Annotated in this window: 13 protein-coding genes; 12 read left to right on the forward strand and 1 reads right to left on the reverse strand. The window is 68.9% G+C overall.

Annotated features, from left to right (window positions below):
• The first annotated feature begins 34 nt into the window (after positions 1-34).
• Positions 35-2503 carry a nitrate reductase gene (locus V3C34_RS09260; protein ID WP_346006836.1) on the forward strand — a complete coding sequence of 823 codons (2469 nt, stop codon included), beginning with the start codon at positions 35-37 and terminating at the stop codon, positions 2501-2503.
• Entirely contained in the window at positions 2500-3021 is a 522-nt protein-coding gene (locus tag V3C34_RS09265; RefSeq protein WP_346006837.1) for a hypothetical protein, read from the forward strand. The genes V3C34_RS09260 and V3C34_RS09265 overlap by 4 nt, the downstream gene beginning before the upstream one ends.
• Positions 3022-3669: 648 nt before the next feature.
• Here V3C34_RS09265 and V3C34_RS09270 read toward each other — a convergent pair.
• A complete protein-coding gene (locus tag V3C34_RS09270; protein ID WP_346006838.1) occupies positions 3670-4503 on the reverse strand; it encodes a hypothetical protein in 834 nt (277 codons plus the stop codon).
• Positions 4504-4547: 44 nt separating this feature from the next.
• On the opposite strand from V3C34_RS09270, the gene V3C34_RS09275 reads away from it, so the two are divergent.
• From V3C34_RS09275 to V3C34_RS09320, 10 genes are all read left to right on the forward strand, one after another.
• Positions 4548-6053 carry an SCO6880 family protein gene (locus V3C34_RS09275; protein ID WP_346006839.1) on the forward strand — a complete coding sequence of 502 codons (1506 nt, stop codon included), beginning with the start codon at positions 4548-4550 and terminating at the stop codon, positions 6051-6053.
• A gap of 47 nt (positions 6054-6100) precedes the next feature.
• A complete protein-coding gene (locus tag V3C34_RS09280; protein ID WP_255218274.1) occupies positions 6101-7597 on the forward strand; it encodes an ATP-binding protein in 1497 nt (498 codons plus the stop codon).
• Positions 7598-8260: 663 nt separating this feature from the next.
• Positions 8261-9349: a calcium/sodium antiporter gene (locus tag V3C34_RS09285; protein WP_068324862.1), complete on the forward strand. Its 1089-nt coding sequence runs from the start codon at positions 8261-8263 to the stop codon at positions 9347-9349.
• 43 nt (positions 9350-9392) lie between these two features.
• Entirely contained in the window at positions 9393-12131 is a 2739-nt protein-coding gene (gene mbhE / locus V3C34_RS09290) for a hydrogen gas-evolving membrane-bound hydrogenase subunit E (RefSeq protein WP_068324861.1), read from the forward strand.
• Positions 12128-12484: a sodium:proton antiporter gene (locus tag V3C34_RS09295; RefSeq protein WP_068324860.1), complete on the forward strand. Its 357-nt coding sequence runs from the start codon at positions 12128-12130 to the stop codon at positions 12482-12484. Before mbhE ends, V3C34_RS09295 begins: the two co-directional genes overlap by 4 nt.
• The gene (locus V3C34_RS09300) at positions 12481-14061 is read left to right on the forward strand and encodes a monovalent cation/H+ antiporter subunit D family protein (protein ID WP_346006840.1); all 1581 of its coding nucleotides are present in this window, start codon (positions 12481-12483) and stop codon (positions 14059-14061) included. Before V3C34_RS09295 ends, V3C34_RS09300 begins: the two co-directional genes overlap by 4 nt.
• Entirely contained in the window at positions 14058-14441 is a 384-nt protein-coding gene (locus V3C34_RS09305; RefSeq protein ID WP_056885377.1) for a Na+/H+ antiporter subunit E, read from the forward strand. The genes V3C34_RS09300 and V3C34_RS09305 overlap by 4 nt, the downstream gene beginning before the upstream one ends.
• A gap of 5 nt (positions 14442-14446) precedes the next feature.
• Complete coding sequence (locus V3C34_RS09310; RefSeq protein ID WP_207081791.1) at positions 14447-14719, forward strand: monovalent cation/H+ antiporter complex subunit F; 273 nt, start codon at positions 14447-14449, stop codon at positions 14717-14719.
• A complete protein-coding gene (gene mnhG, locus V3C34_RS09315; protein ID WP_056885376.1) occupies positions 14716-15042 on the forward strand; it encodes a monovalent cation/H(+) antiporter subunit G in 327 nt (108 codons plus the stop codon). The genes V3C34_RS09310 and mnhG overlap by 4 nt, the downstream gene beginning before the upstream one ends.
• Before the next feature lie 445 nt (positions 15043-15487).
• The gene (locus V3C34_RS09320) at positions 15488-16174 is read left to right on the forward strand and encodes a universal stress protein (RefSeq protein ID WP_068324856.1); all 687 of its coding nucleotides are present in this window, start codon (positions 15488-15490) and stop codon (positions 16172-16174) included.
• Positions 16175-16267: the final 93 nt, after the last annotated feature.

Below are 16267 nucleotides of genomic sequence, written 5' to 3' on the forward strand. Positions count from 1 at the left end.
CGAACCACCGTGCAACGAGGAGAAGGGAAGATCCATGGCGCCGCACATCGATCGAATCGCACAACCCTGGGGCACACGGACACCGTACGGACCGGGTACGCACTGGCCGGTTCGCGTCGACAGCCACCTGGAGGGGGGACTCGACCCGGCAGGAGTGGACCGGTGGGTCCAGTCCGCCTCGATCCTGCACTCCAACGGGGACGCGCTGGACATCGCGGTGAAGGACGACCGCATCGTCGGCGTGCGAGGTCGCGCCGTCGACCGCGTCAACCACGGCCGGCTCGGCCCCAAGGACCTCTACGGCTGGCAGGCCAACCACTCCCCGGACCGGCTCACCACGCCCCTCATCCGCCGAGATGGCGAGCTCGTGGAGACCGACTGGGACACGGCCATGGCTGCGGTGGCCGACCGCACGAAGGAGCTCTTGGCCGAGCGCGGCCCGAGCTCCATCGCCTTCTACACCTCGGGCCAGCTCTTCCTGGAGGAGTACTACACCCTCGGGCTGATCGCCCACGGCGGCATCGGGACCAGCCACGTCGACGGCAACACCCGGCTGTGCACGGCAACCGCCGCGGCGGCGCTCAAGGAGTCCTTCGCCTCCGACGGCCAGCCCGGCTCCTACACCGACATCGACCACGCCGACGTGATCGCCCTCTACGGCCATAACATGGCCGAGACCCAGACCGTCCTGTGGACCCGGGTGCTGGACCGGCTCGCCGGCCCCAATCCGCCGGCTGTCATCTGCGTCGACCCACGTCCCACACCGGTCGCGCAGCATGCGAGGGTGCACCTCGCCCCCCGGCCGGGCACCAACGTGATGCTCATGAACGCCCTCCTGCACGAGATGCTCGAGCACGACTGGGTCGACCACGAGTACGTCGACGCCCACGCGGTCGGCTTCGAGGAGCTGACGAAGATGCTCGACGGCTACTCGGTCGAGCGGGCCGCGCAGGTGTGCGATGTCCCCGTCGAGGACCTGCGAGAGGCCGCGCGCCTGATCGGCACCTCCGAGCGCCTGATGTCGACGGTGCTGCAGGGCTTCTACCAGTCCCACCAGGCGACGGCTGCCGCGGTCCAGGTCAACAACATCCACATCCTTCGCGGGATGCTCGGCAGGCCGGGCTGCGGGATCCTGCAGATGAACGGCCAGCCCACGGCCCAGAACACCCGGGAGGCGGGCGCGGACGGCGACCTGCCGGCCTTCCGCAACTGGTCCAACGACGCCCACATCGAGGACCTGGCCAGGGTGTGGAACATCGATCCGATGGACATCCCGCACTACACCGCGCCCACGCACGCGATGCAGATCATGCGCTACATCGAGGACGGCTCGATCCGCTTCCTCTACGTCACGGCGACCAACCCGGCGGTGTCGATGCCGGAGCTGGGCCGGATGCGCAGCATCCTGTCGCAGGAGCGGCTCTTCCTCGTGGTGCAGGACATCTTTCTGTCCGAGACGGCCGAGCTGGCCGACGTCGTGCTGCCAGCGGCGACCTGGGGCGAGAAGACCGGCACCTTCACCAATGTCGATCGCACCGTGCACCTGTCCGACAAGGCGGTGGACCCGCCGGGCGAGGCGCGCAGCGACCTCGACATCCTCGTGGACTACGCGCGCCGCCTCGACCTGCGGGACAAGGACGGCGCCCCGTTGGTCAAGTGGACCACCCCCGAGGAGGCCTTCGAGGGGTGGAAGGAGTGCAGCCGTGGCCGCCCCTGCGACTACAGCGGCCTGACCTACGACAAGCTCCGCGGCGGCAGCGGCATCCAGTGGCCCTGCAACGACGAGCACCCTGACGGCACCGAACGCATCTACGCCGACGGTCAGTTCTGGTCCGACCCCTCGTACTGCGAGAGCTACGGGCGGGACATGGTGACGGGCGCGCCGGTCTCGCCGACGGAGTACAAGGCCCTCAACCCCGAGGGCAAGGCGGTGATCAAGGCGGCCGAGTACCTCCCGCCGCACGAGCTGCCCTCCGAGGACTTCCCCTTCCAGCTGATCACGGGGCGCACGCTCTACCACTTCCACACCCGGACCAAGACGGCTCGCGCGCCGCAGCTGCAGGCGGCGGCGCCCGAGGTGTGGGTGGAGGCCTCCGCCGACGATGCACGGGCTCAGGGCTGGGTCGAGGGCGACGTCCTGGAGATCACGACGCCGCGGGGCGGGGTGACCGCTCGGCTGCGGATCACCGGTATCCGGGCCGGCGTGCTGTTCCTGCCCTTCCACTACGGCTACTGGGACACCCCCGGTGGCGACCACCCCGACGACCACGGCCGTGCGGCCAACGAGCTGACCCTCACCGACTGGGACCCGGCCTCGAAGCAGCCGATCTTCAAGACCGCGGCCGCGGCCGCCACCCGCGTGCGGGCCGCCGACGGCAAGCAGGCTCCGGCCCCGACGACGACGGCGTCCCGCCCGGTCGACGGCGCCTCGGTCCCTCCGACGACGGGCGGACCCGATGCCCTCGCCGACGAGGAGCTGCAGGACGAGGAGGTCGGACGATGAACATCACCGCCACGCTCCGCTCCCTGAACGGCAACAAGGTCGCCGCAGCCATCGAGGAGCTCCACCGGTCCGAGAACCACCTGGCGGGGGCGCTGCTTGGGCTGTCCGACCAGCAGAAGGTCGACCACGAGGTGTTCTACGTCGCGCGCGACATCGCCCGGTGGTCCCAGGAGCACGTGCGCCGGCTGGCCGAGGTCGGGCAGGACTACGGCCTGGACCTCGATCCCAAGCCCGAGGACGAGGCCACGCTCACGGCCCGGCTGAAGCAGAAGGCCTCGGAGCTGACCGGCCGCTTCCACGAGCCGGGGCTCCTGCTCTTGGCCGACCTGCGCCGCCTGCACCAGATGGCGGCCGGGGTCTCCCTGGACTGGGAGGTCCTCGCGCAGACCGCCCAGGCGATGCGTGATCGCGAGCTGCTGTCCGTGGCGCAGGACTGCCATCCCGAGACCCTCCGCCAGCTGCGGTGGGCCAACGCGAAGGTCAAGGAGGCTGCGGCCCAGATCATGGTGACGGGGTGAGGCGCCGGCCCACGCCGCGTGACGCGTGCACAAGAGGTCGTCTCGGTGCGCGACCTGGCTGAATCCGCCACGAGATGCACCAGGACGACCTTTTGTGCACACACCGACGAAGGGCGGGGCCCCCGTGATCGGGGGTCCCGCCCTTCGTCTGCCGCGTGGCTTCGAGACGGTTGCCGCGCAACCTCCTCAGCCGGCGTGGGCTCTAGATGTCACGGAGTTCATATTTCGACATCTGACCCGGACCTCGCTGATGCTCGGTTCGATCAGATGTCGTAGTACTGACTGACTGACCCATGCTGACCTGCGCAAACTCCGATTCGTTCAGGCGATTTGTATCCCGTTTGTAACAGCCGAGCGATTGTCGGCCCTTCAGGGGCGTTCAACTACGAAGACGTCCTCGTCCTCAAACTACCGCCTCGGTGCCGTTGGGCGCGTTGGGGACGTCGCGGGTGCCTCGGCGAGGCGGGTCCGAGCTGCGATGACGTTAACGCTGTCTGGGTGTTGAAACTGTGCGTGAACTCGCGGAGGGTGGCGCGCACTTCGCTGGCGGCTCGGAGCGGGCACCTCTCGATGCTTGGCCGTCTTGTGCTGGCCGATGCGATCCGAAGAAGCGACGAGCTCAAACCCAGCTACACCCACCGAGCCAAGTCACATGTAGTAGGCGTATCGCGGCGCCGGGCGTTCATTCGGGCCGAGGTGCTTCAGGATCCGGCCGATCGAGTCAGCTGTGCGCAGCGTGATGGGCAACCGGCCGTCGAGTTGGGTGGCGTTCCAGTTCATCTTGGAGAGCGCGAGCAGCTCAGTCGCGATCTCGGCCGCGCTCGACTGCACGTCGGCAAGGCGGAAGGGGAGTGCCGACGGCACGTACATCCCTGGGTAAGTCCGGTAGAACGGAACGCTCCCACGGGTGTAGAGCAGGTGCCGGGTGTCAGTGAGCGACAGGAGCGTGCCTCGTAGGGTCGTCTGCTCGCCTTGCCGAAACAGCCGGGGGGAGTCCTCGCGTGGGATCCAGACGAGTTCGAGCATGGCCAGGCGCTCCGCCTCGGCGGCAGCCCGGAAGCCCTCCAACTCTTCAGGCGTGAACGAAGAGGTCTTGTGCAGCATGACGCGTGCGGGTGCCGTCTTGTGCTCGATGCGGTAACGGGCCAGCGACTGCTCAAGGAGGTCCTTGGCGTCGTCGCCGGTGAGGTGTGGCTGTCGGTCGTCCTTCGACTGAGTGGCCTGGGCGCCACGGACGATCACGCCGTCGCCGCGCTCGTTGAAAACCTGCGCCACGCTCGTCTGCAGTGTTTCGTTGTCGGTGCTCCGGTAGAAGGCGACGCCGACGTAGCAGGTCGTGAGGTCCCGGACATGGCGGGTCATCCGCCATGGCACGCCGCCGGCCTTGTAGTAGCAGGAGGTGCCGGCGGCGCCGGCGCGGCAGCTGGCGGCATCCCACCGGTTGCGGTGTAACCGATGCGTCGACCGCCCCACCTCGAGCACCGATCGACACCCACCGACCTCACTGACCAGAAGGGAAGCCGACGATGACCACCTACGCCGACTACCAGCGCGACCGCATCGGCTGGTTCTTCGGCCTCTCCGGAGGCCAGCTGATGTTCCTGGCGCTGGCCAGCCTGCCGGCGTTCTGGGCAATCAGCCGCGGAGCGTGGTTCTCCGCGCTTCTGTTCGCCCTGGTCTGGGTGTTCCTGCTGGCCATCACCGTGATCCCGGTGCGCGGCCGCTCGGCCACCGGCTGGGTGTTCGCCTCGACGATGTACGCCGTCGGCGGCCTGTTCGGCTGGACCTCGTTCCGCGCCAAGGCCACCCAGGGCCGCGGCGACGATCTCGACACCCCGGACCTGCCCGGGGTCCTCCAGGGCGTCCAGATCCACGACGGCCCGCCGCACGGCTCGCAGCTGCAGCGCGTAGCGATCATCGAGGACCACGCCATGAAGACCTGGGCGGTCACGGCCTCGATCGTGCACCCCGGTATCGGCATGAAGGACACCGAAGAGCGCGCCCGCTACGGCGAGGCGCTGGCCGGACTGCTCGACGTCGCCGGTCGCACAGAGAAGGTCGACGAGATCCTCTTCATGGTGCGCACCGTCCCCGAGGACGGCGCCGAGCGCGACCTGTGGGTCAACCGCCACCGCCGCCCCAACGCCCCGGAGCTGTCGGAGGTCGTCAACAGCGACCTGGCCCACGGCCTCACCCAGGCATCGGTGCGCACCGAGCAGTTCGTGACGATCGTGATCCCGGAGACCCGGATCGCGAGGTCGGCCAAAGAGTCCGGGGGCGGCTTCGAGGGCCGCTGCCGCGAGCTCTACCTGCTCATGGCCGAGATCGAGGCCCAGCTGCGCGGCCCGATGGGGATGACGACGGTGCGCTGGCTCACCAGCCCCGAGCTCGCGCTGGCCTGCCGGACCGGATTCGCCCCCGGCGACCGCGCCGGCATCGTCGAGGCCCTCTCGCTGCGGGAGAAGGACCCGAGCGTCAACGCCGACGTCCCGTGGGCGATGGCCGGCCCCTCGGGTGCCGACGCCACGGTGCGGCACTACAGCCACGACGCCTGGAACTCGGTCAGCGCCACCATCAAGCTGCCGACCCGCGGCGTCGCGATGGGTGCCCTGGCACCGATCCTCACCCCCAGCGAGTTCGGTGAGCGGCGATCGTTCGTCGTCGCGTACCCGATCGTTTCCCAGACCAAGGCAGACCGGCAGTCCGGCAACGCCGAGTGGGCCGCCGACCTGGCCGAGGGGATGAACGAGAAGCTCGGCCGCAAGACCCGCGCCAAGCAGCGCGACGAAGCCCACAAGGCCCGCGGCCTGGACGCCAAGCTGGCCCGCGGCAACTCGCTGACCCGGCCCTACGGCGTGTGCACGGTCACCGTCCCCAAGTCGATGCGGATCACCGAGTTCGGGCGCCGCCTGGACGCCTCGGTCCGACGCGCCGGGTTCGCACCGCTGCGCCTCGACCTCGCCCAGGACGTCGGGTTCGCCGCGTCCACCATCCCCCTCGGCACGAGCCTGACCCGGAGCGGAGACGCCTGATGACCACCACTCAACGGAACCGCCGTGGCGCCGATCGAGGCCGCGACATGGCTGCCCTGCTCTCCGACTTCGGGCACGACCTGCCCACGATCCCCACGCTCGCCCCGGAAGCCAAGGAGCCCCGGCTCTTCCGGTACGCGCCGCGCCGCGGTGCCGCCCGCCGCGGCCGAGGCTGGGCCGCCGCGACCGCCCCGGCGATGGCCTGGCGGATGACCAGCGACCAGGCCCCGGTGTTCTGGCCGTTCGTCTCCGCGCCCGGGCTGCCCCCGACGGGCGCGCAGATGGGCGTCGACCAGCTCTCCGGCGGCAGCTTCTACTGCGACCCGTTCGGCTGGGTGCTGCGCGACGACGTACCGGTGACCAACCCGAACATCTTCCAGTTCGCCAAGCCGGGCAGCGGCAAGTCCGGAACCACCAAGGGGTTCTGCACCCGGATGATGCCGTTCGGCTACCGCACCCTGGTCACTGGCGACGTCAAGGACGAGTACGAGTCGCTGTGCCGCGCGCTCGGTGTCGAACCCTTCGTGATCGCCCCCGGCTTCTGGGCCCGGGTCAACCCGCTGTCCATGGGGCCGCTCGGCGACGGGTGGGAGAAGCTCTCGGCCGAGGAGGCGCAGCGCCGCGCCACGATCATCTTCAAGCGGTGGCTCGTCCTGGTCCGAGGCCTGGTCGGCAGCATGAAGATCGACGACGAGCGCCGGGTGCCGTTCGGCCCCGACGAGTCCGACGTCGTGCGCAACGCTCTGGCGATCCTCACCGGCTACGCCGCCGGCAACAGCGTCCTGGCCGAGACGACCATCCCGCGGCTGTGGGACCTGCTGCGCAACCCCACCGAGGAGCTCGTCGAGGCTTGCGAGTACGCGAACACCCGCCAGTTCCTCGACGAGACCCGGTTGCTGCGCAACGCGCTCGGCGAGCTGGTCACCGGCACCCTCGCCGGCCTCTTCGACGACTTCACCAACATCGAGGTCGACTGGCGGGCCCCGATCCAGTCGTTCAGCCTCTCCCGGCTCGACGGCCTGGGCGATGAGGCCGTGGGCATCGCGCTGCTGTGCATGAACTCCTGGGGGCGTGGTCTGCGGGAGATCGCCGAGCCCGGTGACCTGCGCATCGTGGTGCGCGACGAGGTCTGGAAGCAGATGCGTCTCGGAACCGCCGCGGTGGCGAGCTTCGACGCCGACCTGCGGCTCTCACGCGGCATGGCCGGCAAGGGCGGCGACATCCAGTTCTGCAACCTCCACAAGCCCTCCGACCTGCTCTCGGTTGGCGACGCCGACTCCCAGGCCGCGATGATCGCCAAGGACCTCCTCGAGCTGGCCGACATCAAGATCCTCGGTGCCCAGAAGCCCCGTGTCGCCCGCGAGCTCGACTCCATGCTCGGGCTCGGCCCGATCGCCCAGGACCTCGTCTCCGGGTGGGCCATGCAGGACAAGGGCCGCGCCCTGTGGTGCATCGGCGACGCCACCTACAAGGTCCAGACGGTGCTCCACCCGCTGGAGAAGAAGCTCTACTACACCAACGAGGCCATCGAGTCCGCTCTTTAGAAGTTCGCGCGAATTTTGACGGTTCTGCGATGAACCTGAGCATACGCAACGGCCTCGACCCGAGGAGCGCACTCAGGTTCGGAGAGTGCGTGGGGGATGCGTGCCGCGTCCCGAATGGGCAGCCCGTCACCGGGAACCTCTCCGGGCGGGGCATCCGGGACGCATGAGGACCGGCGGGTGTGCCTGGACTGCGGCTTAACCGTTGCGGGTTCCCGCTGCGGTCATTCCATGCGTGGGTATGCGACGCCGGCAGCGCCGCGTTGGTCGACGTACCTCGAGGCGAGGATGGCTGGGCTACGAGTGGTCGATTGACCCGGGCGACGCGGTGGCGTGGATTGCAACTTGGCTCACGTCCATTTGACATGCGCGGTAGGATTCGCGTGATTTGCTACGCATTGGAAGTGAGTTCAACACTGTGCCATCATCATTCCGGCCAGCATCTCCGCCCGAGTGTTCCGCCTCGACCGATCGACGTCGGGAGGACCTTACGAGACCGTCAGGAGCAGTGTCGATGTCCTTTTCGATCCGGCCAGTCAGGCAGCGCCAGTTGCCTGCGAGGATGGCAGTACTCATCGGCACCCGGACAGAGCTTGCCGCGCCGCTGATCGCGGACCGCCATTGCCTATCAGCGGCCGGGCGCGCTCAGAGTCTTGCTCTCAGCCTGTGAGCGCAGTCGACGTCGCTCTTGTGGCGATCGGGCTGGTCATCTTGGTCGGTGGCGGTGAGCTTCTGGTGAGGGGGGCATCGGATCTCGCGGCTCGTGTCGGCCTCTCCTCGCTGGTCATCGGGTTGACGGTGGTGGCCTTCTCCACGTCGTCGCCAGAGATGGCCGTCACTGTCGGCGCGGTCTTGGAAGGGCAACCCGACCTGGCGGTCGGCAACGTTGTGGGCAGCAACATCGTGAACGTCCTACTGATCCTGGGTGCCTCCGCGCTGCTCCTACCGTTGACGGTGCGCGCACAGTTGATTCGTCTGGACGTGCCGGTGATGGTCGGGGTGTCAATGTGCTTGTTGCTGCTGTCGCTGGACGGCCGCCTGAGCCTTGCTGACGGGTTCTTTCTGGTCACGGTGATAGTCGTCTACACCGCGGTGTCGGTCGTTGTGGGGCGACGCAGTGCGCCGTATGTCCGCGAGTCAACAGTGGGCGAGAAGGAACGACCGGTGTGGCTGCTCCTCCTGGCGGTGCTCGGCGGGGTGGCGCTGTTGGTCGTCGGAGCGCAGCTGCTGGTCGAGGGTGCGGTCGGCATCGCTGAGGGGTTTGGGGTGAGTGGCCTGGTGGTCGGGCTCACGGTGGTTGCGGTAGGTACCTCGCTCCCTGAGCTGGCGACGTCCCTCATTGCTGTTCGACGCGGTGAGCGCGACCTGGCGGTCGGCAACATCGTCGGCAGCAACATCTTCAACATCGCTGCTGTGCTGGGCGTCGCCGCCTTGGTGGCCGATGACGGGGTACCGGTCGCAGACGCGGCCGTGGCCCTCGACATCCCGCTCATGATCGCCGCAGCGGTCGCGCTGCTGCCCGTGGCTTTCACCGGGATGGCTATCGCCCGTTGGGAGGGCGCGCTGTTCGTCGGGTTGTACGCCGCGTTCACCGCTTACGTGGTGCTGGCAGCCACCGAGCACGACGCGCTCGGGGGCTTCACGGCCGTGATGATCTGGTTCACCTTGCCGTTGGTCGCGATCACCTTGGTCGTCCTCGGGGCCTACGAGATTGGTCGGCGTCGCGCGGCTCGCGAGCCGCTGGCGCCGTCCTGAGGCTCCGGATGTCCGACGAGCGTCACGACCCGAGGAGGCCGACGTGCTGCTCGCCCTGAGCGCCTTGACGGTCTTGGCCGTCCTGGCTCCGCTCCTTGCCCGCTTGGGCTTGGGCCGGGAGCTCGGCTACGTGTTCGCCGCTGGTTTCGCGGGGGTCGCGATCCTGATCGCGTTCCACGTGCCGCAGATCCTTGACGGGGGCACGGTCGAGACCTCCATGGACTGGTTGCCGTCGTTGGGGGTCTCGTTCGCCCTGCGGCTCAACGGACTCTCGTCGCTGTTCGCGTTGATGGTGCTCGGCGTAGGCGCCTTGATCATGGCCTACTGCCCTCGCTACTTGAGCTCGCACGATCCCCATGGGGCCATCTACGGACTGCTCACGCTGTTCGCGGCCGCCATGCTGGGGCTGGTGCTTGCCGCCGATGTTGTGCTCCTCTTCGTGTTCTGGGAGGCCACCACCTACTGTTCCTTCCTGCTGCTCGGGCTGGCCGGGGGCCGGGCCACCCGGCCGGCCCGGCGGGCTCTGCTGATCACCGCAGCCGGCGGTCTGGCCCTGCTGGTAGCCGTGGTGCTCCTCACCGTGGTCACCGGGAGCACGGCAATCAGCGACATCCTGGCCGACCGCGAGGTGATCCTCGCGTCACCGCTGGCATTGCCGATCGGCGCCCTGATCGCGTTCGCCGCGTTTACCAAGTCGGCCCAGGTGCCGCTGCATTTCTGGCTACCCGGTGCGATGGTGGCGATGACCCCGGTCAGCGCCTTCCTGCATGCGGCGACGATGGTCAAGGCCGGTGTGTACCTGCTGATGCTGGTCTCGCCCATCTTCTCGGGCGTGCCCGCATGGTCGGCGCTCCTGGTCTCGATCGGATTGACCTCGGCGTTGTGGGGCGCCTTCATGGCCCTGCGCCAGCACGATCTGAAGGCCATCCTCGCCCACTCGACCGTCAGCCAGCTCGGGCTGCTGGTTGCCGCCATCGGCGTCGGCACCCCGATCGCTCTTGCCGCCGCTATGCTCCACACCATCGCCCACGCGCTGTTCAAGGCGACGTTGTTCATGCTCGTCGGAATCATCGACAAGGAGGCAGGTAGTCGCGACATCCGGGAGCTGTCCGGGCTGTGGCGGGTGATGCCGGTGACCGCGACGATGACAGCGCTGGCCGGACTCTCGATGGCCGGCATCGTGCCGATGCTCGGCTTCGTGAGCAAGGAATACCTCTTCCAAGGAATCTTCCAGGCCGACTTCGCCCCAGCGGCGGGGCTGGTCGCCGGCTCGATCGCAGTCGCCGCATCGGCGCTGACCACGGCCTACGGGCTGCGCATCGTCTACGGCGCTTTCGGCGGCAGCATTCACCAACCCGGCCTCTACGAGCCGTCGCCGGCGTTCCTGGCCCCTGCGGCGATCGCGGCGTTGGCCGGGTTGGTCCTGGGCGCCGGCATCGACTTGTTGAACCCGCTCGTGGCACGAGCCGGCGCCGATGTCGTGCCTGGCGAGCCATTGGGGGCGTTCCAGTTCTGGCACGGACTCAGTCCTGAGATCGTCATGTCCGTCATCGCATTCAGCTCTGGGCTGATGCTCTTCCTGCGTCGACACCAGGTGGACCGACTGCTCGACCGGGTCGTGGTTCCCGACGCCGGGGCAGCGTTCGACCGGGCCCACGCCGGACTGATTGCGTTCGGATACCGGGTCGGGCAGCCGGACCGCGCGGGCGGGACGATGAGCCACCTTGTCCGGCCCCTTGGTGGCGTCGTTTTTCTCGCGGCAGTCGGATTCGTGACGCTGCGCAACCTCCCGCCGGTGCGACCCGCCGACACGGTGGGTGACTGGGTGGTGGTCGGCTTGTTCGCTCTCGGCGTCGCGGCCGCCGTGGTCGCCCGTGACACCCTCGCGGCCGTTGCTGCGCTCGGGTTCGTCGGCTTGCTGATGGCGGCCCTGTTCGTGACCGCTGGCGCGCCGGACGTCGCGCTGACCCTCGTGCTGGTCGAGGTGTTGACCGCCGTCGTCGTGGTCTGGGTGCTGCGTCGGCTGCCGGCGCGGTTGCCCACCGGGGACGGGCCGCGAGTGCCGTGGTCGGTGCTGCTCGCGCTCGCCTGCGGGCTCGCCGCCGCATCGGCGACGTACGCCCTGACCGGGCGGCGAGGTCCGTCAACCGCCTCGTCGTTCTTTCTCGACAACGCCGAGGCGGCGACCGGAGGCACCAACGTGGTCAACACCATCCTGGTGGACTTCCGGGCGATGGACACCCTTGGCGAGGCAGTCGTTCTCGGCGCGGTCGCGCTCGGGCTGCTCGCTCTGCTCGGCTCCACCGCCGCAGATGATCACACCCCGGAGCCACCCGCCGACGCCGACCATCTCAGCGCCGCCGCATCGGTGTTCCTCCAAGTGAGCGCACGGCTGGTCGTGCCGGGCGCGGCGCTGGTGGCTGCCTACCTGCTCTACGTCGGCCACGACGCCCCCGGCGGAGGATTCATCGCCGCCCTCGTCGCAGGCGCCGCGGCCGCGACCCACCAGATCGCACACGGACGGCTACCGAGGTGGTCGCGACCTGAGCTGCTAGTCGGGAGTGGGATCTTGGTCTCCCTCGGCACCGGACTGCTGGCGAGCGCCAAGGGCGAGGCTGTGCTGGCGCCGTTCAAGCTGCCCGGACTGGACGCGGTCGGTGTCGGCTCGGCACTGCTGTTCGACATCGGTGTCATGCTCATGGTCCTCGGTATGCTGACGGCCGCCCTCGACCGCTTCGCGGCGCGCACCCACCGGCCCGAGTCGTCAAGGGTGCACCCGTGACCGCGGCGATCATCGTCGGCCTGCTGGTGGCCGGCGGGGTGTGGTTCCTCGCACAGCCCGGGCTCCTGCGCGTGATCCTCGGATTCGTGCTCCTGGGCCATGGCGTCAACGTGCTGTTGCTGGCGTCGGGTGGTCTCGATCGCCGCCGGGCGCCCTTCGTCGGCGATGGTGCCGGGGACCCCGCCGCCTTGGCGGACCCGCTGCCCCAGGCCTTCGTCCTGACCGCCGTGGTGATCACGTTCGGGGTCAGCGTCTATCTGCTGGCGATCCTGCGCGCGGAGTCCGTCGAAGACCCGGACGTGAGCGCAGCAGATGACATGGACGAGACGGACGAACCGAGCGCGGGCCGATGAGCCCGATGCTGCTGGCGCTGCCGGTCTTCGCTCCCTTGGCAGGCGTCGGAATGGTCCTGCTCCTGTCCCGACGCGGCGCGGGCTCGGCGGGTGCCCCGCCAAGGATCGCTCGAGCGGTCGGGTGGGGCGTCACGGTCGTTGTGCTGGTGGCGTCCATGGTGTTGCTGACCTCCGCCCTCGACGGGGACATAGCGACCCTGCGGCTCGGGGGCTGGCCGTCCGGCATCGCGATCGTGCTCGTCGCCGATGTCCTCGGCGCCCTCATGATGGCGGTCACGTCGCTGCTGGTGCTGCTGAGCCTCGTTTTCGCGGCTGCGACAGGCGAGGACGACGGCCACTTCGTCGCGTTGGCCCTGGTGCTCTCCACCGGTGTGTACGGCGCGATGCTCACCGGCGACCTGTTCTCGTTGTTCGTGTTCGTCGAGGTGATGCTGGTTCCGAGCTACGTGCTCCTGATCCGATCCGGAGGGCGGCGTCGGCTGGCGGCCGGACAACGCTACGTCAGCGTCAACCTGCTCGCCTCCACCCTGTTCCTGGCTGGCGTCGGCCTGCTCTACGGCGTCACAGGCACCGTCGACCTCGGCGAGCTGGCAGGTGCTGCCCGCAACCCGGCGGCTGCGCTCGCGACCGCAGTGGTGCTGTTGGCCCTGGGGATCAAGGCCGCGATCGTGCCCCTGCACAGCTGGCTCCCGAGCAGCTACGCCGTAGCCGGCCCCGCCGTGGTCGTACTCTTCTCCGGTCTTCTCACCAAGGTTGGTGTCTATGCGCTGTTCCGGATCTATGCCGTCGTGTTCGACGGCGACCGACGCTGGTTGTGGATCTTCCTCGTCCTCGGGCTGCTCACCATGGTGGTCGGCGTCCTCGCTGCACTGGGGGAGCGCTCCGTTCGATCTGTGTTGACCTTTCACATGGTCAGCCAGATCGGCTACATGCTGCTCGGCCTGGGGTTGTTCACCACCGCCGGGTTGGCGGCCGGCATCTTCTTCCTCGTCCAGTACGTCCTGGTCAAGGCAGCGCTACTGATGTGCGCCGGCGCCATCGAGGTCCGCCACGGCACCGACGAGCTGCGCCTCTTGGGCGGAATCGGCCGCACGGAACCCGTGCTCGCGGGGGCATTCGGGATCTCCGCACTGGCACTGGTCGGTGTCCCGCCGCTCTCCGGCTTCGTCGCCAAGCTGAAACTCGTGCAGGCAGCCGTCGCCGAGCACCAGTACGCCGCAGTGGCAGCGGTGGCGGCCGTCAGCCTGCTCACCTTGGTCTCGATGCTGAAGTTGTGGAACGCCATCTTCACCCAGCCCGAGCCCCAGCCCCAGCCCGAGTCCCAGCCCGTGACGAGACCGGGTGCTGGCCCGTCGACCGAAGCAACGATCACGGTGGTCCCGTCGCGCTCTGGTCCGATCCTGCCCGCGGCCGGTGCGATCGCGTCGCGGCCGCTGCTGCTGGCCCCCGCGGTCGTCCTGGCCGGGGTGGCGGTGTCGCTCGGCCTCGCTGCGGAGCCGCTGCTCGTTGTCTGCGAGCGGGCGGCCGATGGTCTGGTCGACGTCGGAACGTATGTCGAGGCGGTGACGTCGCCATGACCGGGGCCCGTGCTCCTCGTCCTGTCCGCCTGGCCCTGTTCGTGGTGGTCTACGGGTGGCACTACCTGAAGGCCAACGTGCAGGTCGCAGCGACCATCCTGACGGGCCGGCCGCGGCTCGCGCCGGCCCTGGTCGAGGTGCGGCTGCGGTGCCGGACCGACGCAGAGGTGGCCGCCTACATGGGCTTGATCACCCTGACTCCCGGCACTATGGCAGTCTCCCTCAGTCCTGACCGCACGCGGCTGATCGTGCACGGCATGCACGCCTCCGACACGACGGCATTTCGCGCAGACCTGGCGCGGCTCGAGGCGGAGCTGCTTGACGCCGTCCGCCGGCGGGAGCGGGGCGGCACGGCCCCGGACGAAAAGGAAAGAAGGTGAGTGGCGTGGAGCCGACTCTGGGCTCGGTGCTGGACCTCGCGCTGTTGGTGCTCGCGGGCACGCTCGTCGCGGCCATCGTGCGGATGGTGCGCGGCCCCACTGACGCCGACCGGGCACTGGTGGCCGACGTTGGCTTCGCGGTTCTCATCGCCGCCGTGGCACTCCTGGCGGCGCGACTCGACGAGCCGACCCTCTACAGCCTCGTCATGGTGGCAACCCTGGCCGGATTTCTCACCACCGTCGCCCTTGCGCGGCTGGTCGATCGGCGTTCGCCGTGAGTGCCCAGGAGCTGGCCGCTGGAGTGCTGGTGCTCGTGGGCGTCGCGCTGTTCGCGAGCGCCGCGGTAGGACTGCTGTGGCTGCCCGACGTGTACGCCCGGATCAACGCGGCCGCGAAGGCCGCCGGACTTGGCGTGGTCAGTGTGTTGCTCGGTGTCCTGATCCTCGACCCTAGTCCGGCCTCGGTGATCACTCTCAGCCTCGCGATCGTGCTACAGCTGCTCACCGTGCCTATTGCCGGCATCGCCATCGCCGAGGCGGCGTGGCTCTCGAGAGCCCCTCGGACACCAGGCACCCAGGACGAGCTCGAATCTCCACCCTGAAGGTCGTGCAGCCCATGAGGGGCGAGTTGGTTGTCGACGAGCGAGTGGGCCAGCGCGGGAACTGACGTAGCCACGCTCGCGGAGTGCCGTGATGACTTGGCCGTCAATCGCTGACCTGGGTCAGGTTGGGTACGACAGCCGAGTCCTTTCGGCGGCCAGGACGAGGAGCACGATTTTGAACGAACTAGAGTTCGTGATAACGTTGCCGCATGTGGGCTTGGGGGGGTCCATCGCTGGATGAGACGGTCCTGATGCGTTGAACGTGCCCGGCTCGGGCTTCACTCCGGTGGCGGCTCGACCCGTTGATCCGGTTCCCGGCCGGCGCCCGCGCCTACTGCGACGGTGGTGATCTGCATGGTTGACCTTCGTGTCCTCGGCTGGCGAGCGATCCGGTCTCGTCGGTGGTCTGCTCGTGTCCTTGGTGTTGGGCGGGGATGGACCTGACATGAGCACAGACGAAGTTCTGATGGTCGCCGTGGGCTGGGTGCTCTTCGGGCTCGCCGTCGGGCTGTGGATGGCTCGTCGCGGACACGACCCCAGGTGGGCGGTCATCGCGGTGGCGTTCGGTCCGATCTTCGTCCCGATCGCGTTCGAGCGGGTCGAACGGCGTCCCCGTCTGGTCGTGCCGGGCCCGGCGTCACCCGGACAGGAGGCTGAGGCCGCGGACGGGCCCCGGGTGCTAATCGGTCTGGATGGCTCGGTGGAGGCGCAAGCGGCTCTCGACCGGGCGAACGATCTCCTCGGGTCTCATCTCGGACTGCTCGTGCTGGCGGAGGTGGTGTGCCACGACGCGACCGAGGATGCCAGCTACGCAGACATCGATGCCGCAACGCATCGGTTGAGGTCGTCAGCCGCACGGGTCCGCGGCGTCGGTGGCCAGGTAGGTTTCGCGGTGTTGGCCGGTCCGCCTGGTGAAGCCCTGCTGTGGTTTGCCGAGGACCGGGGCATGGATCTGATCGTGGTGGGACGCCGGGGTCGTGGACTGTCCACACGCCTGCTCGGCAGCGTCTCGTCGTGGTTGGTTCGCCACTCCCGTCTGCCGGTCCTGGTGGTCGAGTCTCGCTCACAGGCAGGCCGCGCCCGCTGGCAACGGCAGCGGCCGGGGGGTGCTCGTCGAGGTCGCTTGGGGTAGGCCGCTTGGGATGGGGGTGCGACCGGTGACCCCCTGGATTGGCGCGTGGGCTGCGTCCCGAGGCCGGCGCGCGTCTCTCGACTTGATCTGTCC

Source organism: Janibacter terrae, assembly GCF_039636765.1.
Lineage (GTDB): Bacteria > Actinomycetota > Actinomycetes > Actinomycetales > Dermatophilaceae > Janibacter > Janibacter terrae.